This window comes from Caulobacter flavus (assembly GCF_003722335.1).
In the GTDB taxonomy this organism is placed as follows: domain Bacteria; phylum Pseudomonadota; class Alphaproteobacteria; order Caulobacterales; family Caulobacteraceae; genus Caulobacter; species Caulobacter flavus.
In genome coordinates this window covers 883,970-903,325 of sequence record NZ_CP026100.1, presented here as the reverse complement: position 1 = coordinate 903,325, position 19,356 = coordinate 883,970, and the positions used below count along the sequence as shown (strand labels likewise).

Below are 19,356 nucleotides of genomic sequence, written 5' to 3'. Positions count from 1 at the left end.
CAAGCATGCTGACCTGGCTCTCGCTCCTGTTCCTGGCGCTGTTCGCGCTGGCGGCGTTCCTGCTCGGCCGCGGCCGGGCGCTCAAGGCCGCCGGCGGCGCCTCGGTGCGCCTCCACTCGCTGCCCAACTATTACGGGGCCTACGCCGCCCTGTGGGCCGGCGCTCCCGCCGCCCTGCTCCTGCTGCTCGGCGCCGTGTTCGGCGGCCGCATCGAGGAAGCGGTGCTGCAGGCCGACCGCCCGGCCGCCGTCTCGGCCCTGACCCCCGATCGCCAGGACGTGTTCTTCAGCGACGCCCGGGCCATCGCGGCCAAGGAAGCGCCGTCGGAAGTGGTCTACGAAGGCGAACTGAAGACCGCGCTCGACGCCAAGGTCGAGGAATCGCGCAAGGTCACCGCCACCGTCCGCTACAGCACCATCGCCCTGGCCGCCCTGCTGGCCCTGATCGGCGCGCTGCTGGCGCTGCCGCGGGTGGGGCTGGAGTTCCGCGCCCGCAACCGCGTCGAGGGCTGGATCAACGGCCTGCTGATCGCCTGCTCGGTCGCCGCCGTGCTGACCACCCTGGGCATCGTCCTGTCGCTGGTCTGGGAAAGCTGGCGCTTCTTCCAGAGCGTCTCGCCGCTGTCGTTCCTGTTCGGCACCGAGTGGAGCCCGCAGATCGCCATGCGCGCCGACCAGGTCGCCTCGGCCGGCGCCTTCGGGGCCGTGCCGCTGTTCGCCGGCACGTTCCTGATCATGCTGATCGCCATGCTGGTGGCCGCGCCGGTCGGCCTCTACTCGGCGATCTACCTGTCGGAATACGCCGACCGCCGCGTCCGCTCGGTGGTCAAGCCGCTGCTCGAGGTGCTGGCCGGCGTGCCGACCGTCGTCTACGGCTTCTTCGCCGCCCTGACCGTGGGCCCGCTGTTCCGCGCCGGCTTCAACGCGATCGGCGAAGGCATGGCCGGCGGCCCGCTGGACGGGATCGCCCAGTACCTGATGCAGGTGCAGAACCAGATGGCCCTGGTGGCCGGGGTGGTCATGGGGATCATGCTGATCCCGTTCGTCTCCTCGCTGTCGGACGACATCATCAACGCCGTGCCGCAGTCCCTGCGCGACGGCAGCTACGCCATGGGCGCCACCAAGTCCGAGACGGTCAAGAAGGTCATCCTTCCCGCCGCCCTGCCGGGCATCATGGCCGCCATGCTGCTGGCCGTGTCTCGCGCCGTCGGCGAGACCATGATCGTGACCATGGCCGCCGGCCTGCAGGCCAAGCTGACCGCCAACCCGCTCGACACCGTCACCACCGTGACCGTGCAGATCGTCACCCTGCTGACCGGCGACCAGGAGTTCGACAGCCCCAAGACGCTCTCGGCCTTCGGCCTGGGCCTGACGCTGTTCGTCGTGACCCTGGCGCTCAACATCATCGCCCTGCGCATCGTCCAGAAGTATCGGGAACAATATGACTGACGCCGCCATCAACGCCGGCGCCGCCCCGCGCGAGCAGGGTCCCCGCCCGCAGCTCTCGGCCGCCGAGGCGCGCCTGAAGAAGCGCTACCGCTCGGAGATGTGGTTCAAGGCCCAGGGCATCGCCGCCATCGTCGTGGCGATGATCTTCCTGGTCGTACTGGTCGGCCGCATCGTCGCCCAGGGCTACACCACCTTCGAGACCCACTCGATCAGCGTGCCGGTCTACCTGAACCCGGACCGCATCGACCGTTCGGCGCTGGACGGGGTCAACTACGACTACATCGTCGCCGAGGCGGTGATGAAGAAGCTGAACGTCCAGGACGACGACCTGGGCACGACCTCGGGCAAGGTCATGGACCTGGTCTCGCGCGATCTCGGCTTCCAGCTGCTGAACCAGATCAAGGCCGACCCGTCGGTGATCGGCAAGACCATCGAGGTCACCGGTCCGGTCAAGGCCGACGCCGACCTCTACTACAAGGGCGAGATCAAGCGCTCGACCGCCGAGGAAGACCGCAAGCTCGACAACCAGCAACTGGCCTGGCTGGACCAGCTGGAGAAGGACGGCACCGTCAAGGGCGGCTTCAACTTCGGCTTCTTCACCAAGTCCGACTCGACCGAGCCCGAGCAGGCCGGCGTGCTGGGCGCGGTGGTCGGTTCGGCCCTGATGCTGATCATCACCGCCCTGATCGCGGTGCCGGTCGGCGTGCTGGCCGCCGTCTACCTGGAAGAGTTCGCGCCGAAGAACCGCTGGACCGACGTCATCGAGGTCAACATCAACAACCTCGCGGCCGTTCCCTCGATCGTCTACGGCCTGCTGGGCCTGGCCCTGTTCATCAACTGGCTGCACGTGCCGCGCAGCTCGCCGCTGGTCGGCGGCCTGGTGCTGGCCCTGATGGCCCTGCCGACCGTGATCATCGCCACCCGCTCGGCCCTGAAGGCCGTGCCGCCGTCGATCCGCGAAGCCGCCCTCGGCGTCGGCGCCTCCAAGGCCCAGACGGTGTTCCACCATGTGCTGCCGCTGGCCATGCCCGGCGTGATGACCGGCGCCATCCTGTCGCTGGCACACGCCCTGGGCGAGACCGCCCCGCTGCTGATGATCGGCATGGTCTCGTTCGTGCCGGGCGTGCCGGAAGGCTTCACCGGCGCCTCGACCGTGCTGCCCGTGCAGGTGTTCATCTGGGAGAACGCGTCGGAGCGGGCTTTCCACGAGCGCACCGCCGCGGCCATCCTCGTCCTCCTGATCTTCATGATCGTCATGAACGCCGCGGCCGTCATCCTGCGCCGCCGCTTCGAACGCCGGTGGTAGGATCCCCATGACCTTCACCCACCCCAAAGCTCCGGCCCTCGTCCAGGGACACGCCATGCCGACCCAGAACCGCGACGCCTCCGTCGCCGCGCCGATCATCCACACCGCCGTCCCGCAGGGCCACGGCGTGGTCGAGAGCCGCGATTTCAAGATCCGCGCCCGCGACGTCAGCGTCTTCTACGGCGACAAGCAGGCGCTGTTCGACGTCAACCTCGACATCCCGGCCAAGTCGGTCACCGCCTTCATCGGCCCGTCGGGCTGCGGCAAGTCGACCTTCCTGCGCTGCATCAACCGGATGAATGACACGATCCCGTCGGCCCGCGTGCAGGGCTCGATCGAGATCGACGGCGGCGACGTCAACCTCAAGAGCGTCGACCCGGTGGTGCTGCGCTCGCGCGTCGGCATGGTGTTCCAGAAGCCGAACCCGTTCCCCAAGACGATCTTCGAGAACGTCGCCTACGGTCCGAAGATTCACGGCCTGGCCACCCGCAAGGACGAGCTGGAAGCCATCGTCGAGAGCAGCCTCAAGAAGGCCGGCCTCTGGAACGAAGTGGCCGACCGCCTGCATCAGCCGGGCACCGGCCTGTCGGGCGGCCAGCAGCAGCGCCTGGTCATCGCCCGCGCCATCGCCGTGTCGCCCGAAGTGATCCTGATGGACGAGCCCTGCTCGGCGCTGGACCCGATCGCCACGGCCAAGATCGAGGAACTGATCGACGAACTGCGCAGCCAGTTCTGCATCGTCATCGTCACCCACTCGATGGCCCAGGCCGCCCGCGTCTCGCAGAAGACGGCCTTCTTCCACCTGGGCAAGCTGGTCGAGAGCGGCCCGACCGAGGAGATGTTCACCAATCCTCGCGACAGCCGCACCCAGGACTACATCACCGGCCGCTTCGGCTAAGCGGGAGGGGACGAAGGACATGACCGAGCATACCGTCAAATCCTACGGCGAAGAGCTGAACCACCTGACGGCCGAGGTCACCCGCATGGGCGGCCTGGCCGAGGCCCAGGTGGCCGACGCCATCGAGTGCATCAGCCGCCGCGACGCCACCCTGGCCCAGGCCGTGGTCGGCCGCGACGAGCGCCTCGACACGCTGCAGACCGAGATCGAGCGCAAGGCCTTCCGCCTGATCGCCCTGCGCCAGCCGATGGCCGTGGACCTGCGTCACGCCGTCGCCGCCCTGAAGATCTCGATGAGCCTGGAGCGCTGCGGCGACCTGGCCAAGAACATCGGCAAGCGCGCGCTGATCCTCAACGACGCCGAACCGATGAGCGCCCTGACCCGCTCGATCGAGCGCATGGGCCGCCTGGTGCAGAGCCGCCTGAAGGACGTGCTCGACGCCTACACCGCCCTCGACGTGCAGCGCGCCATCAACGTCTGGAGCAGCGACGAGGAAGTCGACGAGCACTACAACTCGATCTTCCGCGAACTGCTGACCTACATGATGGGCGATCCGCGCACGATCAACGCGTGCACGCACCTGCTGTTCGTCGCCAAGAACCTCGAGCGCATCGGCGATCACGCCACCAACATCGCCGAGATCATCCACTTCGAGCTGACGGGCGAGGAGATCATCTCCCAGCGTCCCAAGCTCGACGTCGTCGCTCAGTAAGCTTTCGGGAGGCCTGTAGAAGTGACTCCGTACGTTCTGGTGGTCGAGGACGAGGACGCCCTGGCCACCCTGCTTCACTACAATCTCGACAAGGAGGGCTACCAGGTCGCGGTAGCCTCCGACGGCGAGGAAGCCCTGACCCTGGCCAGCGAGCGCGCGCCCGACCTGGTCATCCTCGACTGGATGCTGCCCAAGGTCTCGGGCATCGAGGTCTGCCGCCGCCTGCGCGGCCGCACCGACACCCGCAACGTGCCGATCATCATGCTGACGGCGCGCGGCGAGGAGAGCGACCGCATTCGCGGCCTGGACACCGGCGCCGACGACTACGTGGTCAAGCCGTTCTCGATGGTCGAGCTGACCGCCCGGGTCCGCGCCGTGATGCGCCGCATCCGTCCGGCCCTGGCCGACGACCGCATCACGGTCGGCGACATCGTCATCGACCGGGTCGCCCACCGCGTGAAGCGCCAGGGCAAGGAAGTGCACCTGGGCCCCACCGAGTTCCGCCTGCTCGACTACCTGATGCAGCACCCGGGCCGGGTGTTCAGCCGCGAACAGCTGCTGGACGCCGTCTGGGGCTCTGACGTCTATGTCGAGGCCCGCACCGTGGACGTCCACATCGGCCGCCTGCGCAAGGCGCTGAACGGCTCCACCGAAGCCGACCCCATCCGCACCGTCCGCTCGGCCGGCTACTCGCTGGACGTCGAGGCGGCCTGATAATCCCTCTCTCTGAGAGAGAGGGAGGGGCCCATGGCGAAGCCATGGGAGGGTGAGAGGTAACAAACTCACCGGATAGGGCGCGGCCCCTAAGCCACCCGTCATCCCGGAAAGCGCGTAGCGCTTCTCCGGGACCCAGGGGGACTGGATCCTGTGGTGAGTCTGGGCGGCCTTGGACGCTTCAGCGGCGGCCACTGGATCCCGGCTCTTCGCTTCGCTACGGCCGGGATGACGGTTGATTGGGGAGGGAGGTATTCGCCAACGATGAAACCTCTCACCCTCCCACCGCTGCGCGGCGGGCCCCTCCCTCTCTCAAAGAGAGAGGGTCAGTTATTTCCCCCGCAGGCGCCCGATGATCTCGCAGTCGGCGACGGTGTCCTTGCGGCAGTGGCCCAGCATGTCCTGCAGCTCGGCCCGCATGGCCGTCAGGTCGGCGATCTTGCGCTCGACCTCGGCCAGCTGGTCGCGGGCCAGGGCGTCGACCTCGCCGCAGGGGCGCTCGGCGCCGTCGGCCAGGTCGAGCAGCGCCCGGATGGCGTCGAGCCCGAAGCCCAGGTCGCGCGAGCGCTTGACGAAGGCCAGCCGCCGCTCGTGCGCGGCCTCGTAGGCGCGGTAGTTGCCCTCGGTGCGCGGCGGCTTGGGCAAGAGGCCCATGCGCTCGTAGTAGCGGATAGTCTCGACCGGCACGCCGGTGCGGCGGGCGAGGTCTCCGATGGATAGTGCAGGCATGCTCTTGACCCTGTAGCGACTACAGGGTGCAGAGATGGGGCCTTCTTCGAGGAGGTCCAGATGTCCGGCTTCTGCGGCGACGATCTTTGCAAGTCCGAGACCCCGCCTTCGGGACGCTGGCGGCTGGCGCTGTGGATCGCCCTGGCGGTCAACGGCGGCATGTTCCTGGTCGAGGGCGCGGCCGGCCTGATGTCGGGCTCGGCGGCGCTGCAGGCCGATAGCCTCGATTTCCTGGGCGACGCGGCCAACTACGCCATCAGCCTGGGCGTGGCCGGAATGGCCCTGGTCTGGCGGGCCCGCGCGGCCATGCTGAAGGGCGCGACCATGCTGGTCTTCGGCGCCTGGGTGTCGGCCGCCACCCTGTGGGGCGTGTTCGAGGGCCGCACCCCCGAGGCGCCGGTGATGGGCGCCCTGGGCCTGGCGGCCCTGATCGCCAATCTCGCGGTGGCGGCGATGCTGTTCGGCTTTCGCACTGGCGACGCCAACATGCGCTCGGTGTGGATCTGCTCGCGCAACGACGCGGTAGGCAACGTGGCGGTGATGCTGGCGGCCCTGGGGGTGTTCGGCACGAACGCCCGCTGGCCCGACCTCGTGGTCGCCGCGGTGATGGCGGGGCTGGCCCTGCACGGCGGCTGGCAGATCGTTCGCCAGGCGGCGGGCGAGCTGCGACAGGCCAAGGCCCCGCCCGCGCCGCCGCCCGCTCCGTCCGCCCCGCGCTTCAGCGTGGCGGCCAGGAAGCGCTAGCCGTCCGCCGCCAGCGCCGCCGCCACCGCCTCGGCCGTCAGGATCGCGTGGGCGTAGGTCGGGGCGTTGATGGCGTGGGCGGCGTGCAGGGCCTCGTCGGTGAAGGCGGCCGTCGCGTCGGTGACCAGGGTGACGTGATAGCCCAGCTCCGAGGCGAAGCGGCCGGTGCCCTCGATGCAGGTGTTGGCCACCAGGCCGATCAGGATCACGTGGGTGATCTGGCGCTGCTTGAGGCGGTAGTCGAGGTCGGTGTTGGCGAAGCCGCTGGAGCCCCAGTGCTCGGCGACGATCACGTCCTGCGGCAGGGGCGCGAAATCGGGATGCCACTGGCCGCCCCAGGCGTCCTTCTCGAACACCATCGCCCGGGCGCTGCCCTGAAGATAGGGCGAGGGGTGCTTCCAGCCGTCGAGGTCGCCGAGGGCGAAGCGGTGGTGGGGCACGATGAACACCAGCAGGCCCGCGCGCCGCGCCGCCGCCACCACGGCCTTCAGCCGCTCGTGCAGCCCGGCCGCGCCCTGGGTGGCGGCGACCCGGGGCCACAGCTTGCCGCCGTCGGCCAGGAAGTCGTTGTAGGGATCCACGAACAGCAGGGCGGTGCGGCCCTGGGGGTAGGCGTCCGGCATGGCGAGGCTCCTGGCGGCGGTGTGGTCGCCAGGAGGCGCGCTTGCGGCGCGGAAGGCTTGGACGTTCCGGTCGCCTAGGCCGGCTCGGCGGCCAGGTCGCAGGCCTGGGCGATAGTCTCGAACAGGGCCGAGACGGTGACCGGCTTGGCCAGGTGCAGGTCGGCGCCGGCCGCCAGGCAGGCCTCGACCTGATGGGGCATGGCGTTGGCGGTCAGCGAGATGATCGGGATGCGCACGCGGCCGGCGGCGCGCTCGCGCTGGCGGATCTCGGCGATCGCCGTCAGTCCGTCCATCACCGGCATCTGGGTGTCCATCAGCACCAGGTCGAACTCGTGCTCCTGGTAGGCGCGCAGGGCGGCCTCGCCGTCCTCGGTGACCACGACGTCGGCGACGCCGTCGAGCATCAGTTCCACCACGCGCTGGTTGGTGGGGTGGTCCTCGGCCAGCAGCACCCGCAGGCGCTGGGGGGCGGCGGCCCTGGGCGCTCGGCGGGGCGGGGCGGGCGCCACGGGCGCGGCGGGGACCAGGCGGACCGTCAGGGTGAAGCGCGAGCCTTCGCCGGGCGTGGAGACGCAGGCGATCTCGCCGCCCATCAGCTTGGCGAAGCGCTGGGCGATCGACAGCCCCAGGCCCGAGCCGCCGAACCGCCGGGTGATCGAGCCGTCGCCCTGTACGAAGCGCTCGAACAGGCTGGCCTGCACTTCCGGGGTGAAGCCCTCGCCGGTGTCGTCGACGGTGACGGTCAGGCGGGCCTGGCCGTCCTGCAGCACCGTGCCGGCGTGGACGTGGACCGAGCCTTCGCTGGTGAATTTCACCGCGTTGCTGATCAGGTTGTTGACGATCTGGCCGAACTTCAGGGCGTCACCCTCGACCCGCTCCTGGAAGTCGTCGTCGAAGGTCAGGGCGAAGCTCAGCCCCTTCTGGAGGGCCAGGCCCTCGAAGGTGGCGGCCGAGGCGACCAGCGCCGCGCGCAGGTCGAAGGGCGCGGCCTCCAGCTCGACCTCGCCGGCCTCGACCTTGGCCAGGTCGAGAATGTCGCTGAGCAGGGCGTTCAGCGTGCGGCCCGAGGTCAGGATCACGTCCATCATCTCGCGCTGGCGCGGGGTCAGTTCGGTCTGGGCCAGCACCTGGGCCATGCCCAGCACGCCGTTCAGCGGGGTGCGGATCTCGTGGCTCATATTGGCCAGGAACTCGGACTTGGCGACGCTGGCGGCGCGGGACCGCTCCAGGGCGGCCTCCAGCGCGATGGCCGACTTCTTCCGCTCGGTGATGTCCTCGCTGATGATCAGCAGCAGCTTCTCGTCGCCCTCGCCGGGGATGGCGATCTTCTTGGTCTGCAGCCAGCGGTCGCCGTTGTGGGGCGTCTTCAGCGGCTCCTCGTCGATCACCCACAGGCGGTCGCTGGCTAGCACCTTGGCGTCCATCTCGGCGAAGAAGGCGGCCTGCTCGGGCGGGAAGAAGTCGGCGTCGTTGCGGCCGATCAGATCCTCGCGCGGAACGCCCAGGAGCTCCTCGCCGGTGCGGTTGACCAGCACGAAGCGGCCGTCGCTGCCGTTCTTGACCACCAGCATGGCCGGCACGCTCTCGACCACGGCGTCGAGGAAGGCCCAGGAATAGAGGGCCTTCGACGGGTGGGATGCGGCGTCCGTCGCGGCTGCAGGGTCGCGCGGAAGGTGATGGTCGTCCTTGGCCATGTGTCTCGAGGTCGCCCCGTGGCGCGCGTCCTGCCCTGGACGTGCGAATTTGCACACAAAGAGCCCGCGCGCGGGGCGGCTGACAATCGGGCCAAGCGTCGCAGGAGGGGGCGATGGACGATCCGACGCAGCGGATGCTTGACCGCGGCCCCGGCCCGCGCGACATCCCCGGCTCATGGAAAAGCTGACCATCCTCCTCGTCGGGTCCGGCGGGCGCGAGCACGCCCTGGCCTGGAAGATCGCGCAATCGCCGCTGTGCGGCCGCCTCGTCGCAGCCCCGGGCAATCCGGGCATCGCCGCCGTGGCCGAGCTGCGCGCCGTCAAGGCGACCGACGCCGATGGTTTGGTCGCCCTCGCACAGGAGATCGGCGCGGACCTGGTGGTGGTGGGTCCGGAGTCGGCGCTGGAGGTCGGCCTGGCCGACAAGCTGACCGAAATCGGCGTCCCGTGCTTCGGCGGATCGCAGCGCGCGGCCCAGCTGGAGACTTCCAAGGCCTTCACCAAGGACTTCTGCAAGCGCCACGGCCTGCCGACCGCCGCCTATGGTGTGTTCGAGGACGCCGCCTCGGCCGGCGCCTTCCTCGATACGCTGGAAGCGCCGTTCGTGATCAAGGCCGACGGCCTGGCGGCCGGCAAGGGCGTGGTGATCGCCCCCGATCGCGCGGCCGCCGACGCGGCGGTGGTGGACATGCTGGGCGGCCGCTTCGGCTCGGCCGGCGCCCGCGTCGTCATCGAGGAGTTCATGCACGGCGAGGAGGCCTCGCTGTTCGCCCTCTCCGACGGCAAGACCGCCGTGCTGTTCGGCGCGGCCCAGGACCACAAGCGCGCCTATGACGGCGACGAAGGCCCCAACACCGGCGGCATGGGCACCTATTCGCCGCCGCCCGTCCTCACCGACGCCTTGATCGAGCAGGCCTGGCGCGAACTGATCGTGCCGACCGTCGAGGGCATGGCCGCCGAGGGCAATCCGTATGTCGGCGTGCTTTATGCGGGCCTGATGCTGACGCCGACCGGTCCCAAGCTGGTCGAATACAACGCCCGCTTCGGCGATCCCGAATGCCAGGTGCTGATGCTGCGCCTGGAAAGCGACATCGTCCCGACCCTGCTGGCCGCCGCCAAGGGCGAACTGGCTTCGGCCGAGCCGCCGAAGTGGCGCGACGAGGCGGCGATCTGCGTCGTGCTGGCCGCCGAGGGCTATCCCGACGCGCCCAAGACCGGCGGCCTGATCCAGGGCGCCGAGGCCGACTACGGCCACGAGGCCGAGATCTTCCACGCCGGCACGGCCCGCGACGCCGACGGCAAGCTGGTGGCCTCGGGCGGCCGGGTGCTCAACGTCTGCGCCCTGGGCGCGACCCTGCACGAAGCCCGCGACGTGGCCTATGCGGCCCTGGGCACGGTGTCGCTGGAAGGCGGCTTCTACCGCAACGACATCGGCTGGCGGGCTCTTCAGCACCACTGAGCCTGAGCCGCCTTGCGTCCTTCGAGGCCCGCTCGCGCGGGCGCCTCAGGATGAGGAATTCAGTGCAATAGGTTCCTCATCCTGAGGTGCGAGCCACAGGCGAGCCTCGAAGGACGCAAGGCGCTTGCCACCGGCCGTACGCCCTCTAAACTCCCTTTCAAACAAACGTTGGGAGTGAAGCGCCGTGGCCGAGCCGTCCGCTCAGGAGCTGAATTCGGGCACCAAGCCGGTCGATCCGCGCCATGCGATCGACGAGGCCGCCCTGGCCGCCTGGCTCGAGGCCAATGTCGACGGCTATGCCGGTCCGCTGGAGGTGCGCCAGTTCAAGGGCGGGCAGAGCAATCCCACCTACCAGCTGGTGACGCCGTCCAGGCGCTACGTCCTGCGCCGCAAGCCGCCCGGCAAGCTGCTGCCCAGCGCCCACGCCGTCGACCGCGAGTTCAAGGTGATCTCGGGCCTGCACCAGGCGGGCTTTCCGGTCGCCCGGCCCTATGCCCTGTGCATGGACGAGGGCGTGATCGGCACGATCTTCTACGTGATGGACAACGTCGAGGGCCGCATCCTGTGGGACGGCACGTTGCCCGACTATGCGCCGCCTGAGCGGCGGGCGATCTACGAGGCGCAGATCGACACCCTGGCGGCGCTGCACACCGTCGACTACGCCGCCGTGGGCCTGGCCGACTACGGCAAGCCGGGCAACTACTTCACCCGCCAGATCGACCGCTGGACCAAGCAGTACCGCGCCAGCGAGACCACGAAGATCGACGAGATGGACCGGCTGATCGACTGGCTGCCGGCCAGCGCCCCGGCCGACGACCAGACCTCGATCGTCCACGGCGACTACCGCCTCGACAACATGATCCTGCATCCCGTCGAGCCGCGCGTGATCGCGGTGCTGGACTGGGAGCTGTCGACCCTGGGCAACCCGCTGGCCGACTTCACCTACTTCCTGATGAACTGGGTGATGCCGTCCGATCAGCGCGGCGGCCTGGCCGAGATCGCCGACCTGACGGCCTACGGCATCCCCACCATCGACGAGGCCGTGGCCCGCTACTGCGCCGCCACGGGCCGGGACGGCCTGCCGCAGCTGGACTGGTACTTCAGCTACAACCTCTTCCGCCTGGCCGGCATCTGCCAGGGCATCGTCGGCCGCGTGCGCGACGGCACCGCCGCCAGCGCCCACGCCCAGCTGATGGAGGCGCGGGTGCCGGTGCTGGCCAAGGGGGCCTGGGCGTTCGCGCAGAAGGCGGGGGCCTGAGGCCTCCGCCGTCCATCTCAATTTGCTTTCCTGGGCCTAGCGCCCAGGATCCATGGTCCAACCTGCTCAGACCTTTCGAGCTTGATAGAGGTCTGAGCCGTCGCCGGCGTGGGCCCTCGCCACAAGGGCGAGGGAAGCGATGATTTGTGGCGGACTCGCCGCGGCGCCTTCGCTCCGCCCCTGAAAGAAAATGGCGTGACAGCCGCCCGCTGACCCCGCCATCCTGCCGCAAACGCCCCTGGGGAGGGGCGAGATCGTTCAGAGGGGCTCTCTTCATGCGTATCCGTTCCCTGGCCGCCGCCGCGCTCGGCGTCGCGGCCGCCGCGCTGTCGTTCGCCGCCGCGCAGGCAGCCGGCCCGCTGACCTTCGTCCAGGCCGGCAAGCTGCTGGCCGACCCGGCGACCGGCAAGGTCGAGAGCGCCAAGACCGTGGTGCTGCAGGACGGCAAGGTGGTGCGGATCGCCGACGGCTACGTCTCCGAACCCGGCGGCGTGGTGGTCGACCTGAAGGACCGCTTCGTCCTGCCCGGCTTCATCGACAGCCACGTGCACCTGACCGGCCAGCAGGGGCCGACCTCGCGCCTCGACGAGGTGACGCAGTCGTCGGCCGACCAGGCGATGGTCGGGGCCGGCTACGCCCGCAAGACCCTGATGGCCGGCTTCACCACCGTCGCCGACCTGGGGGCCGACAACGCCGCCATCTTCGCCCTGCGCGCCGGCATCAAGCGCGGCGACGTGGTGGGGCCGCGGATCATCGCCGCCGGCTCGGCCGTGTCGATCCACGGGGGCCACGGCGACGTCAACGGCTACAGCGAGGAGGTCATGCACGTCCTGCGGCCGGAATCGGTGTGCTCGGGCCCCGACGACTGCCGCCGCGCGGTGCGCGAGCAGGTCTGGCGCGGCGCCGACATCATCAAGATCACCGCCACCGGCGGGGTGCTCTCCAATACCGCCGCGGGCCTGTCGCAGCAGTTCAGCGACGGCGAACTGGCGGCCATCGTCGAGAGCGCCCACCGCATGGGCCGCCGCGTCACCGCCCACGCCCACGGCGTCGACGGCATCAACGCCTTCCTCAAGGCCGGCGGCGACTCCATCGAGCACGGCACCTATCTCGACAACGAGAGCATCGCCCTCTTCAAGAAGAACGGCGCCTATCTGGTGCCCACCCTGATGGCCGGCGACTACGTGGCCCGCATCGCCGCCAGCCCGGGCAACTTCTTCACGCCCGCCCAGACGGCCAAGGCGCTGGAGGCCGGTCCCAAGATGCTCGACATGGCCCGCCGCGCCAACGCCGGCGGGGTCAAGATCGCCTTCGGCACCGACAGCGGCGTTTCCGCCCATGGCGACAACGCCTACGAGTTCGTGCTTCTGAACCGCGCCGGCCTGTCGCCGCTGGACGCCATCCGCGCCGCGACGGTCAACGCCGCCGACCACCTGGGCGTCTCGGCCGAGATCGGCTCGCTGGCGCCGGGCAAGGCCGCCGATCTGGTGGCGGTGGCCGGCGATCCGCTGGCCGACGTGAGTGTGCTCCAGAAGGTGGAAACGGTGATCAAGGGCGGCGTGGTGGTGAAGTAGCCGTCGCAGCCCTCGCCTTTGGGCGAGGGCCCCCTCCGGCCCTGCGGGCCACCTCCCCCAGAGGGGGAGGATCTATCCGCGCAGATGCTCCCCCTCTGGGGGAGCTGTCGCGGAGCGACTGAGGGGGGACGCGCAGCGGCTACGCCAGCCCCGCCAGCACCCGCGCCAGCGCGTCTTCGTCCTCGAACCGCGCCCGCACCGGCCAGGCGGCGACGCGCTCGCGCCACGCAGGCGGCAGGCGGATCCAGTCCTTTTCGGTGGTGATCAGGCTGGCGCCGAGGTCGCGGGCTCGCTCGGCCAGGCCCCGCAGGGTGTCCTCGCTGTAGGCGCCGTGGTCGGGGAAGGGGGCGAAGTCGACGAGGTCGCAGCCGGCGGCCTGCAGGGCGCGCTCGACCTTCCACGGCTTGCCGACGCCGGCGAAGCCGACCTGGGGCCCGCCCGGCGGCGGGGCGGCCGGCTCCAGACGGGCGATCAGCACGGGCTTGGAGGCCAGCAGGGCCAACAGTCGCGGGTCTGCTTCCGGCAGGTCGGCCGGCAGCAGCACGATCACGGCGTCGGCGCGGGCCAGGCCCACCTCCAGCGGCTCGCGCATCGGACCGGCGGGAAACACCCGGCCGTCGCCGAACGGCCACTCGTCGTCGCGCGTCTCGCCGTCCACCACCACCAGCGACAGGGTCTTCGCCAGATCGGGGTTCTGGTGGCCGTCGTCCATGACGATGACCTGGGCGCCGGCCGCGGCGGCGGCCTTGGCCCCGGCCACGCGGTCGCGCGATATCCAGATCGGGAAGTCCTGGGCCAGCATCAGCGGTTCGTCGCCGACCTCGCCGGCCTTGTGCCGCGTCGGGTCCACCCGCAGCGGGCCCTTCAGCGAGCCGCCATAGCCGCGCGACAGGCCGTGGGCCGCTACGCCGCCGTTGTTCAGCACCAGCAGCAGTTCGCGCACGATCGGCGTCTTGCCGACGCCGCCGGCGGTGAGATTGCCGACGCAGATCACCGGCGCGCCGGGGTCCTGCGGGCTGGCCTTGGCGATTCGGCGGGCGGTGGTGCCGGCCCAGATCCACGACAGCGGGGTCAGCAGGGCGCGGGTCAGCGGCGCCGGGCCGCCCTCGCGGCGGTACCACCAACGGGGGGTGGACAGCTTCATGCGGCGACCTCTGGCGCGGGGGTGGGCGGTACGAGTTCCAGGATGCGCGACAGGCCCTGCCGCGCGGCGGCGTCGCGCGCCTCGACGAAGGCTCTGGCGCGGGCGGCCTGGGCCTTCAGGCGGTCGGGCGTCTCGAAGAGGTCGGACAGGCGGTGGCCCAGCACCGAACCCTCGGCATAGGCCACGCCCTCGGCGGCGGCCAGGTCGCCATAGGCGGTCAGCCAGTTCTCGACATGCGGGCCCGAGACGATCGGGCAGTCCAGCCGCGCCGGCTCCAGCGGGTTGTGGCCGCCGATCCCGGCAACCAGGCTGCCGCAGACCACGGCCAGGTCGGCCAGCCGGTACCACAGGCCCATCTCGCCCAGGGTGTCGGCGACGATCACCTCGGCGACGGCGCCCGGCGCCTGGCTGCGGCGCACGGCGTCGAGGCCGCGCTCGCGGGCCATCTCCAGGATCGTCTCGCCTCGGGCGGGGTGGCGCGGGACGATCACCAGGCGCGGGGCCAGGTGGAAGCCGGCGACGGCGTCGAGCACGATCTCGTCCTCGCCGGGGTGGGTGCTGGCGGCCAGCAGCAGCGGCCGGTCGGTCAGCTGGAAGCGCAGGGGGGCGTATTCGGCCTCGTCGACCGGCAGCGGCGGCGAGCCGAACTTGAGGTCGGCTTCCCCGGCCACGGTCCCGCCCAGGCTGGCGAAGCGGTCGGCGGCGCGGCCGTCCTGGGCCAGGATCAGGTCGAAGCCCGCGAACAGCCAGGCGGCGGCCAGCGGACGGGTTCGCCAGCTGCGATAGCTCTTGTCCGACAGCTTGGCCGAGACCAGGGCCAGCCGGGTCCCGCGCGCCTTGGCGCCCAGCAGCAGGTTGGGCCACAGCTCGCTTTCGACGAAGACGGCCAGGTCGGGCCGCCAGTGGTCGAGGAAGCGGGCCGCGCCGCCGGGCGTGTCGACCGGCAGGTACTGGTGGATGGCGCCCGGCGGCAGGCGCCTGGCCAGAAGTTCGGCCGAAGTGACGGTGCCCGAGGTGACCAGCACGGCGGCGTCGGGCCGTTCGGCCCGCAGGCGCTCGACCAGCGGCAGGATCGACAGGCTCTCGCCGACGCTGGCCCCGTGCAGCCAGACCAGCACGCCGGGCGGGCGCGGGATCGCCGGCTTGCCCAGGCGCTCATCGAGGCGGGTCGGATCCTCCTTGCCCCGCTCGGCGCGCTTGCGCAGCAGGGCCGGCGCGATCGGCGTCAGGACCGTGGTCGCGGCGCGGTACAGCGCCAGGGAGAACGGCAGGCTCACACGCTGCCTTCGGCGGCCAGGGCGCAGGGATGGGCCTGCCCGCCGCGCTCGATCTGGAGGGTCGAGTGGCCGATGTTGAAGCGCTTGGCCAGTTGGCCGCAGACGTCGTGCAGGAACTGGTCGTGGTCGGCTTCGTCGGGGCGCACCAGGTGGGCGGTCATCGCCGTCTCGGTGGTGCTCATGGCCCAGATGTGCAGGTCGTGCACCTCGGCCACGCCCGGCTGGGCGGCCAGCCAGTCGGCCACGGCCTTGGGGTCGATGCCGCGCGGGGCGGCGTCGAGGGCCAGGTCCAGCGAGTCGCGCAGCAGGCCCCAGGTGCCCAGCACGATGACCACGACGATGGCCAGGCTGACCACCGGGTCGAGCCACAGCCAGCCGGTGGCCCACATGGCCAGCGCGGCCACCACCACGCCGGCCGAGACGGCGGCGTCGGCGGCCATGTGCAGGAAGGCCCCCCGAACGTTGAGGTCGTCCTTGCTGCCCTTCATGAACATCAGGGCCGTGGCGGTGTTGATGGCGATGCCGATAGCCGCGACGATCATCACCGGGCCGGTCTCCACGGGTTGCGGGTCGGCGAAGCGGCGGACGGCCTCCCAGGCGATGGCGCCGACGGCCACCAGCAGCAGGGCGGCGTTGGTCAGCGAGGCCAGGATCGTGCCTTTGCGCAGGCCGTAGGTGCGACGGCCCGTGGGCGCGCGCTTGGCCAGCACTGACGCGCCCCAGGCCAGCAGCAGGCCCAGCACGTCGGAAAGATTGTGGCCGGCGTCGGCCAGCAGGGCCAGCGATCCGGTGAAGAAGCCCGCCGCGGCCTCGGCCGCCACGAAGGCCAGGTTCAGCGCCGTGCCGATGGCGAAGGCGCGCCCGAAGTCGGCCGGCGCGTGGCTGTGGCCGTGGTGGCCATGCCCGTGCACATGGTGGTGATGGCCGTGACCATGCGCGTGGCCGCCATGCTCATGACCATGGTCGTGGTCATGGTCGTGATGATCGTGGTCGTGATCGTGGCCCGGATGGTCGTGCGGCATGGGGTCTACATCCCACCAAGGCGGGCGGGGATCAATCGCTCTCGACCCTCTCCCCGAAGGGGGAGGTGGCCTGAAGGGCCGGAGGGGGAAGTTTCCGAGACCTTGGCGGCGGTGAAGACGGGGGCGATGACATCCCCCTCCGTCGGCTTCGCCGACACCTCCCCCTTCAGGGGGAGGGTCTTTAGTCCTCCAGCCCCACGATCTCTTCGGCCCGGCGGGTCACGGCCGAGAGGCGGTCGGCCCAGTCCTCGGCCAGGGTGTCGGGATCGTCGCCGCGGCCGGCGCCGGTGGGGCCGTCCCAGACCATGGCGGCCTTGGCGAAGGGCAGGGGGATCAGCGTGCGGTCCCACGAACCCAGGCGGATGCACGGCTTGGCGGCCAGGCCCACGAAGATCACCGGCGCGCCGGTGACGCGGGCGAGGGAGGGCGTGCCCTTCTCCATGTGCTCGGCCGGGCCGCGGGGGCCGTCGGGCGTGATGGCTATGCCGCCGCCGTCCTTCACCCACTTGACCATGTCGCGAAAGGCCTGCTCGCCGTGCTTGTTCTTGGCCAGGTCGCTCTTCTTGGCCGACGAGCCGCGGATCGACGGGAAGCCCAGCTTCTCGACCGTGCGGGCGATGAACTCGCCATCGTTGGACAGCGAGATCAGGGCGCGCATGTCCTGGCGGGCCGGGCTCTGCGGCCAGCTGAGCGGCGACATCGGGATGCGCGAATGCCAGAAGCACAGGATCGCGCCCGAGCCCTTGGTGCGGCCCTGCGCCCAGACGGCCTCGGCCTTGTCCTGGCCCTCGACGGTCATGCGCAGGGTCATGAAGACGAGCTTGGAATAGCCGGCGAAGATCGAGGACAGGATCTTGATGACCAGGGGGGAACGCAGAGGCCTCAAGAGGCGGTCTCCTCGGAGTCGGAAACGGGGGCGTGGTCGAGGTCCTGGGCCTTGGCCAGGCGGGCGTAGAGACCCTTGGCGCGGACCAGGCCCGCGTGGGTTCCGGTCTCGACGACGCGGCCCTTGTCGATGACGTAGATGCGGTCGGCGTGCTTCACGGTCGACAGCCGGTGGGCGATCAGGATGGTCGCGCGGCCGGCCATCAGCCGTTCCAGCGCCGCCTGCACCAGGGCCTCGCTCTCGGTGTCGAGCGCGCTGGTGGCCTCGTCGAGCAGCAGGATCGGAGCGTTCTTCAGGAAGGCCCGGGCGATGGCGATACGCTGGCGCTGGCCGCCCGACAGGCGCGTGCCGGCCTCGCCGACCCGGGTGTCGTAGCCTTCCGGCAGGGCGCTGACGAAGTCGTGGGCGGCGGCCTGCCGGGCGGCGGCCTCGATCTCGGCATCGGTCGCGTCGGGCTTGGCGTAGGCGATGTTGGCGCGGATGGTGTCGTCGAACAGGAACGGCTCCTGGGTGACCAGAGCGATGCGGTCGCGCAAGCTGGCCAGGGTCACCGAGCGCACGTCATGGCCGTCGATGCTGACCGAGCCGGCCGTGACGTCGTAGAAGCGCGGGATCAGGTTGAGGATCGAGCTCTTGCCGCCGCCGGACGGACCGACCAGGGCCACGGTCTCGCCCCGGCGCACGCTCAGCGACACGTCGGCCAGGGCCGGTGCGCCCTCGCCGTAGGCGAAGTCGACATGGTCCAGCGTCACGCCGCCCTCGCCGGGCGGCAGGGCCCCGGCTCCCGGCGGATCGACGATGGTCGCCTCGACGTCGAGCGCCGCGAACAGGCGGCGGGCGGCGGTGAAGCCCTCGGCCATCACCGTCTGCAGATTGGTCACTTGGCGCAGCGACTGGCCGGCCGCCATCAGCGCGCCCAGGAAGCCCAGGAAGTCGCCGGCGGTGACGCCGCCGCTGGTCGCGCGCCATCCCGCGTACAGAAAGACGGCGGCGACGATCAGGGTGGTGAAGGCCTCGGTGACGGGCGCGGCCATGGCCTTGGCGTTGCTGCCCTTGATCAGGTGCTTCTGGCGACGGCCGACGACCTCGCCCACGCGGGCCTCCTCGTCGGCCTCGCGGTTCTCCATCTTGACGATCTTGATGCCGTCCAGGCTTTCCATGATCGCCGTCGACAGGGCCGAGGTCTCGCCCATGGCGCCCTTGGCCGCCTTGGTGGTCTTCTTCGAGAAGCGTCGGGTGACCGCGCTGACGGCCGGCGCGATCAGCAGCACGGCCAGGGCCAGGATCGGGTCGTAGTAGAACATCGTGCCGATGGCGCCGATCACCACCAGGCTCTCGCGCACGTAGTTGACGATGCCGGTCGTCGAGGCCTCGCGGATCAGGCCCGCGTCGTAGAGCATCGAGGCGACGTATGATCCCGAATGGGCGCCGCGCAGGCGGGCCAGATCGGCGCGCACCAGTTTGCCGAACAGGGCGACCTGCACGTCGCCGACGACGCCGTTGCCGATCCCGTTGATGATCCTGGCCTGGAGGATCTGGAAGACCGCCCGCGCGATGGCGATCCCGACGATGGCCAGCGGGATGCTCCACAGGGCCCAGGGCTGGGGACGGGTGATCAGGTGATCCACCGCCGGGCCGACCATGCCGAGCAGGAGCGAGGTCAGGCCCGCGACGATGGCGGCGCTGACGACCGAGACGGCGAAACCCCTCCAGCGCGGCCGCAGGTAGTCGCGCCACACCCGCGCGGCCAGGGCGCGGTTGGAAAGCTCGGTCTCGGCGGCGTCGGTCATGGGCGAGGGGTCGGATTTCGCGGGGGGGCTGTCAAGGACGCCGGCGCATCAGTACGAGGCCAAACGACGCGGGGGTTT

The 19,356-nt window shown here is 70.6% G+C and carries 17 protein-coding genes; 9 read left to right on the top strand and 8 right to left on the bottom strand.

The features are described from left to right. The first annotated feature begins 5 nt into the window (after positions 1–5). The 5 genes from pstC to phoB are packed head-to-tail and all read left to right on the top strand — an operon-like array spanning position 6 to position 5,078. Positions 6–1,448, top strand: a complete 1,443-nt coding sequence (gene pstC, locus C1707_RS04325; protein WP_101710988.1) for a phosphate ABC transporter permease subunit PstC — start codon at positions 6–8, stop codon at positions 1,446–1,448. Further along, positions 1,441–2,754: a phosphate ABC transporter permease PstA gene (gene pstA, locus C1707_RS04320; protein ID WP_101710989.1), complete on the top strand. Its 1,314-nt coding sequence runs from the start codon at positions 1,441–1,443 to the stop codon at positions 2,752–2,754. The genes pstC and pstA overlap by 8 nt, the downstream gene beginning before the upstream one ends. Before the next feature lie 55 nt (positions 2,755–2,809). Further along, entirely contained in the window at positions 2,810–3,652 is an 843-nt protein-coding gene (pstB, locus tag C1707_RS04315) for a phosphate ABC transporter ATP-binding protein PstB (RefSeq protein ID WP_420808274.1), read from the top strand. A gap of 19 nt (positions 3,653–3,671) precedes the next feature. Further along, positions 3,672–4,364, top strand: coding sequence for a phosphate signaling complex protein PhoU (gene phoU, locus C1707_RS04310; protein WP_101710991.1), 693 nt, complete (start codon positions 3,672–3,674; stop codon positions 4,362–4,364). A gap of 21 nt (positions 4,365–4,385) precedes the next feature. Continuing rightward, positions 4,386–5,078, top strand: a complete 693-nt coding sequence (phoB, locus tag C1707_RS04305; protein ID WP_101710992.1) for a phosphate regulon transcriptional regulator PhoB — start codon at positions 4,386–4,388, stop codon at positions 5,076–5,078. Between the two features lie 330 nt (positions 5,079–5,408). On the opposite strand, the gene C1707_RS04300 is transcribed toward phoB, so the two are convergent. Further along, positions 5,409–5,807, bottom strand: a complete 399-nt coding sequence (locus tag C1707_RS04300; protein WP_101710993.1) for a MerR family transcriptional regulator — start codon at positions 5,805–5,807, stop codon at positions 5,409–5,411. Between the two features lie 60 nt (positions 5,808–5,867). Between C1707_RS04300 and C1707_RS04295 the strand changes: the two genes are divergently transcribed. Then, entirely contained in the window at positions 5,868–6,551 is a 684-nt protein-coding gene (locus C1707_RS04295; RefSeq protein WP_101710994.1) for a cation efflux transmembrane domain-containing protein, read from the top strand. On the opposite strand, the gene C1707_RS04290 is transcribed toward C1707_RS04295, so the two are convergent. Continuing rightward, entirely contained in the window at positions 6,548–7,174 is a 627-nt protein-coding gene (locus C1707_RS04290) for a cysteine hydrolase family protein (protein ID WP_101710995.1), read from the bottom strand. The genes C1707_RS04295 and C1707_RS04290 overlap by 4 nt on opposite strands. Before the next feature lie 74 nt (positions 7,175–7,248). Beyond that, positions 7,249–8,868 (bottom strand): ATP-binding protein, encoded by a 1,620-nt coding sequence (locus C1707_RS04285; protein WP_101710996.1) that lies wholly within the window; start codon positions 8,866–8,868, stop codon positions 7,249–7,251. 175 nt (positions 8,869–9,043) lie between these two features. On the opposite strand from C1707_RS04285, the gene purD reads away from it, so the two are divergent. From purD to C1707_RS04270, 3 genes are all read left to right on the top strand, one after another. Beyond that, positions 9,044–10,327, top strand: a complete 1,284-nt coding sequence (gene purD / locus C1707_RS04280) for a phosphoribosylamine--glycine ligase (RefSeq protein WP_101710997.1) — start codon at positions 9,044–9,046, stop codon at positions 10,325–10,327. 184 nt (positions 10,328–10,511) lie between these two features. After that, entirely contained in the window at positions 10,512–11,585 is a 1,074-nt protein-coding gene (locus C1707_RS04275) for a phosphotransferase family protein (protein WP_101710998.1), read from the top strand. A 275-nt stretch (positions 11,586–11,860) separates the two neighbouring features. Further along, positions 11,861–13,159, top strand: a complete 1,299-nt coding sequence (locus C1707_RS04270) for a metal-dependent hydrolase family protein (RefSeq protein WP_101710999.1) — start codon at positions 11,861–11,863, stop codon at positions 13,157–13,159. Between the two features lie 139 nt (positions 13,160–13,298). Here C1707_RS04270 and lpxK read toward each other — a convergent pair whose 3' ends face one another. The 5 genes from lpxK to C1707_RS04245 form a co-directional block, all read right to left on the bottom strand. Further along, positions 13,299–14,303, bottom strand: a complete 1,005-nt coding sequence (gene lpxK / locus C1707_RS04265; protein ID WP_101711000.1) for a tetraacyldisaccharide 4'-kinase — start codon at positions 14,301–14,303, stop codon at positions 13,299–13,301. After that, complete coding sequence (locus tag C1707_RS04260; protein WP_420808273.1) at positions 14,300–15,574, bottom strand: 3-deoxy-D-manno-octulosonic acid transferase; 1,275 nt, start codon at positions 15,572–15,574, stop codon at positions 14,300–14,302. Before C1707_RS04260 ends, lpxK begins: the two co-directional genes overlap by 4 nt. A gap of 2 nt (positions 15,575–15,576) precedes the next feature. After that, positions 15,577–16,602: a cation diffusion facilitator family transporter gene (locus C1707_RS04255; protein WP_101711002.1), complete on the bottom strand. Its 1,026-nt coding sequence runs from the start codon at positions 16,600–16,602 to the stop codon at positions 15,577–15,579. A 181-nt stretch (positions 16,603–16,783) separates the two neighbouring features. Continuing rightward, positions 16,784–17,488, bottom strand: coding sequence for a lysophospholipid acyltransferase family protein (locus C1707_RS04250; protein WP_101711003.1), 705 nt, complete (start codon positions 17,486–17,488; stop codon positions 16,784–16,786). Continuing rightward, positions 17,485–19,278 carry an ABC transporter ATP-binding protein gene (locus C1707_RS04245; protein WP_101711004.1) on the bottom strand — a complete coding sequence of 598 codons (1,794 nt, stop codon included), beginning with the start codon at positions 19,276–19,278 and terminating at the stop codon, positions 17,485–17,487. The genes C1707_RS04250 and C1707_RS04245 overlap by 4 nt, the downstream gene beginning before the upstream one ends. Between the last annotated feature and the right edge of the window lie 78 nt (positions 19,279–19,356).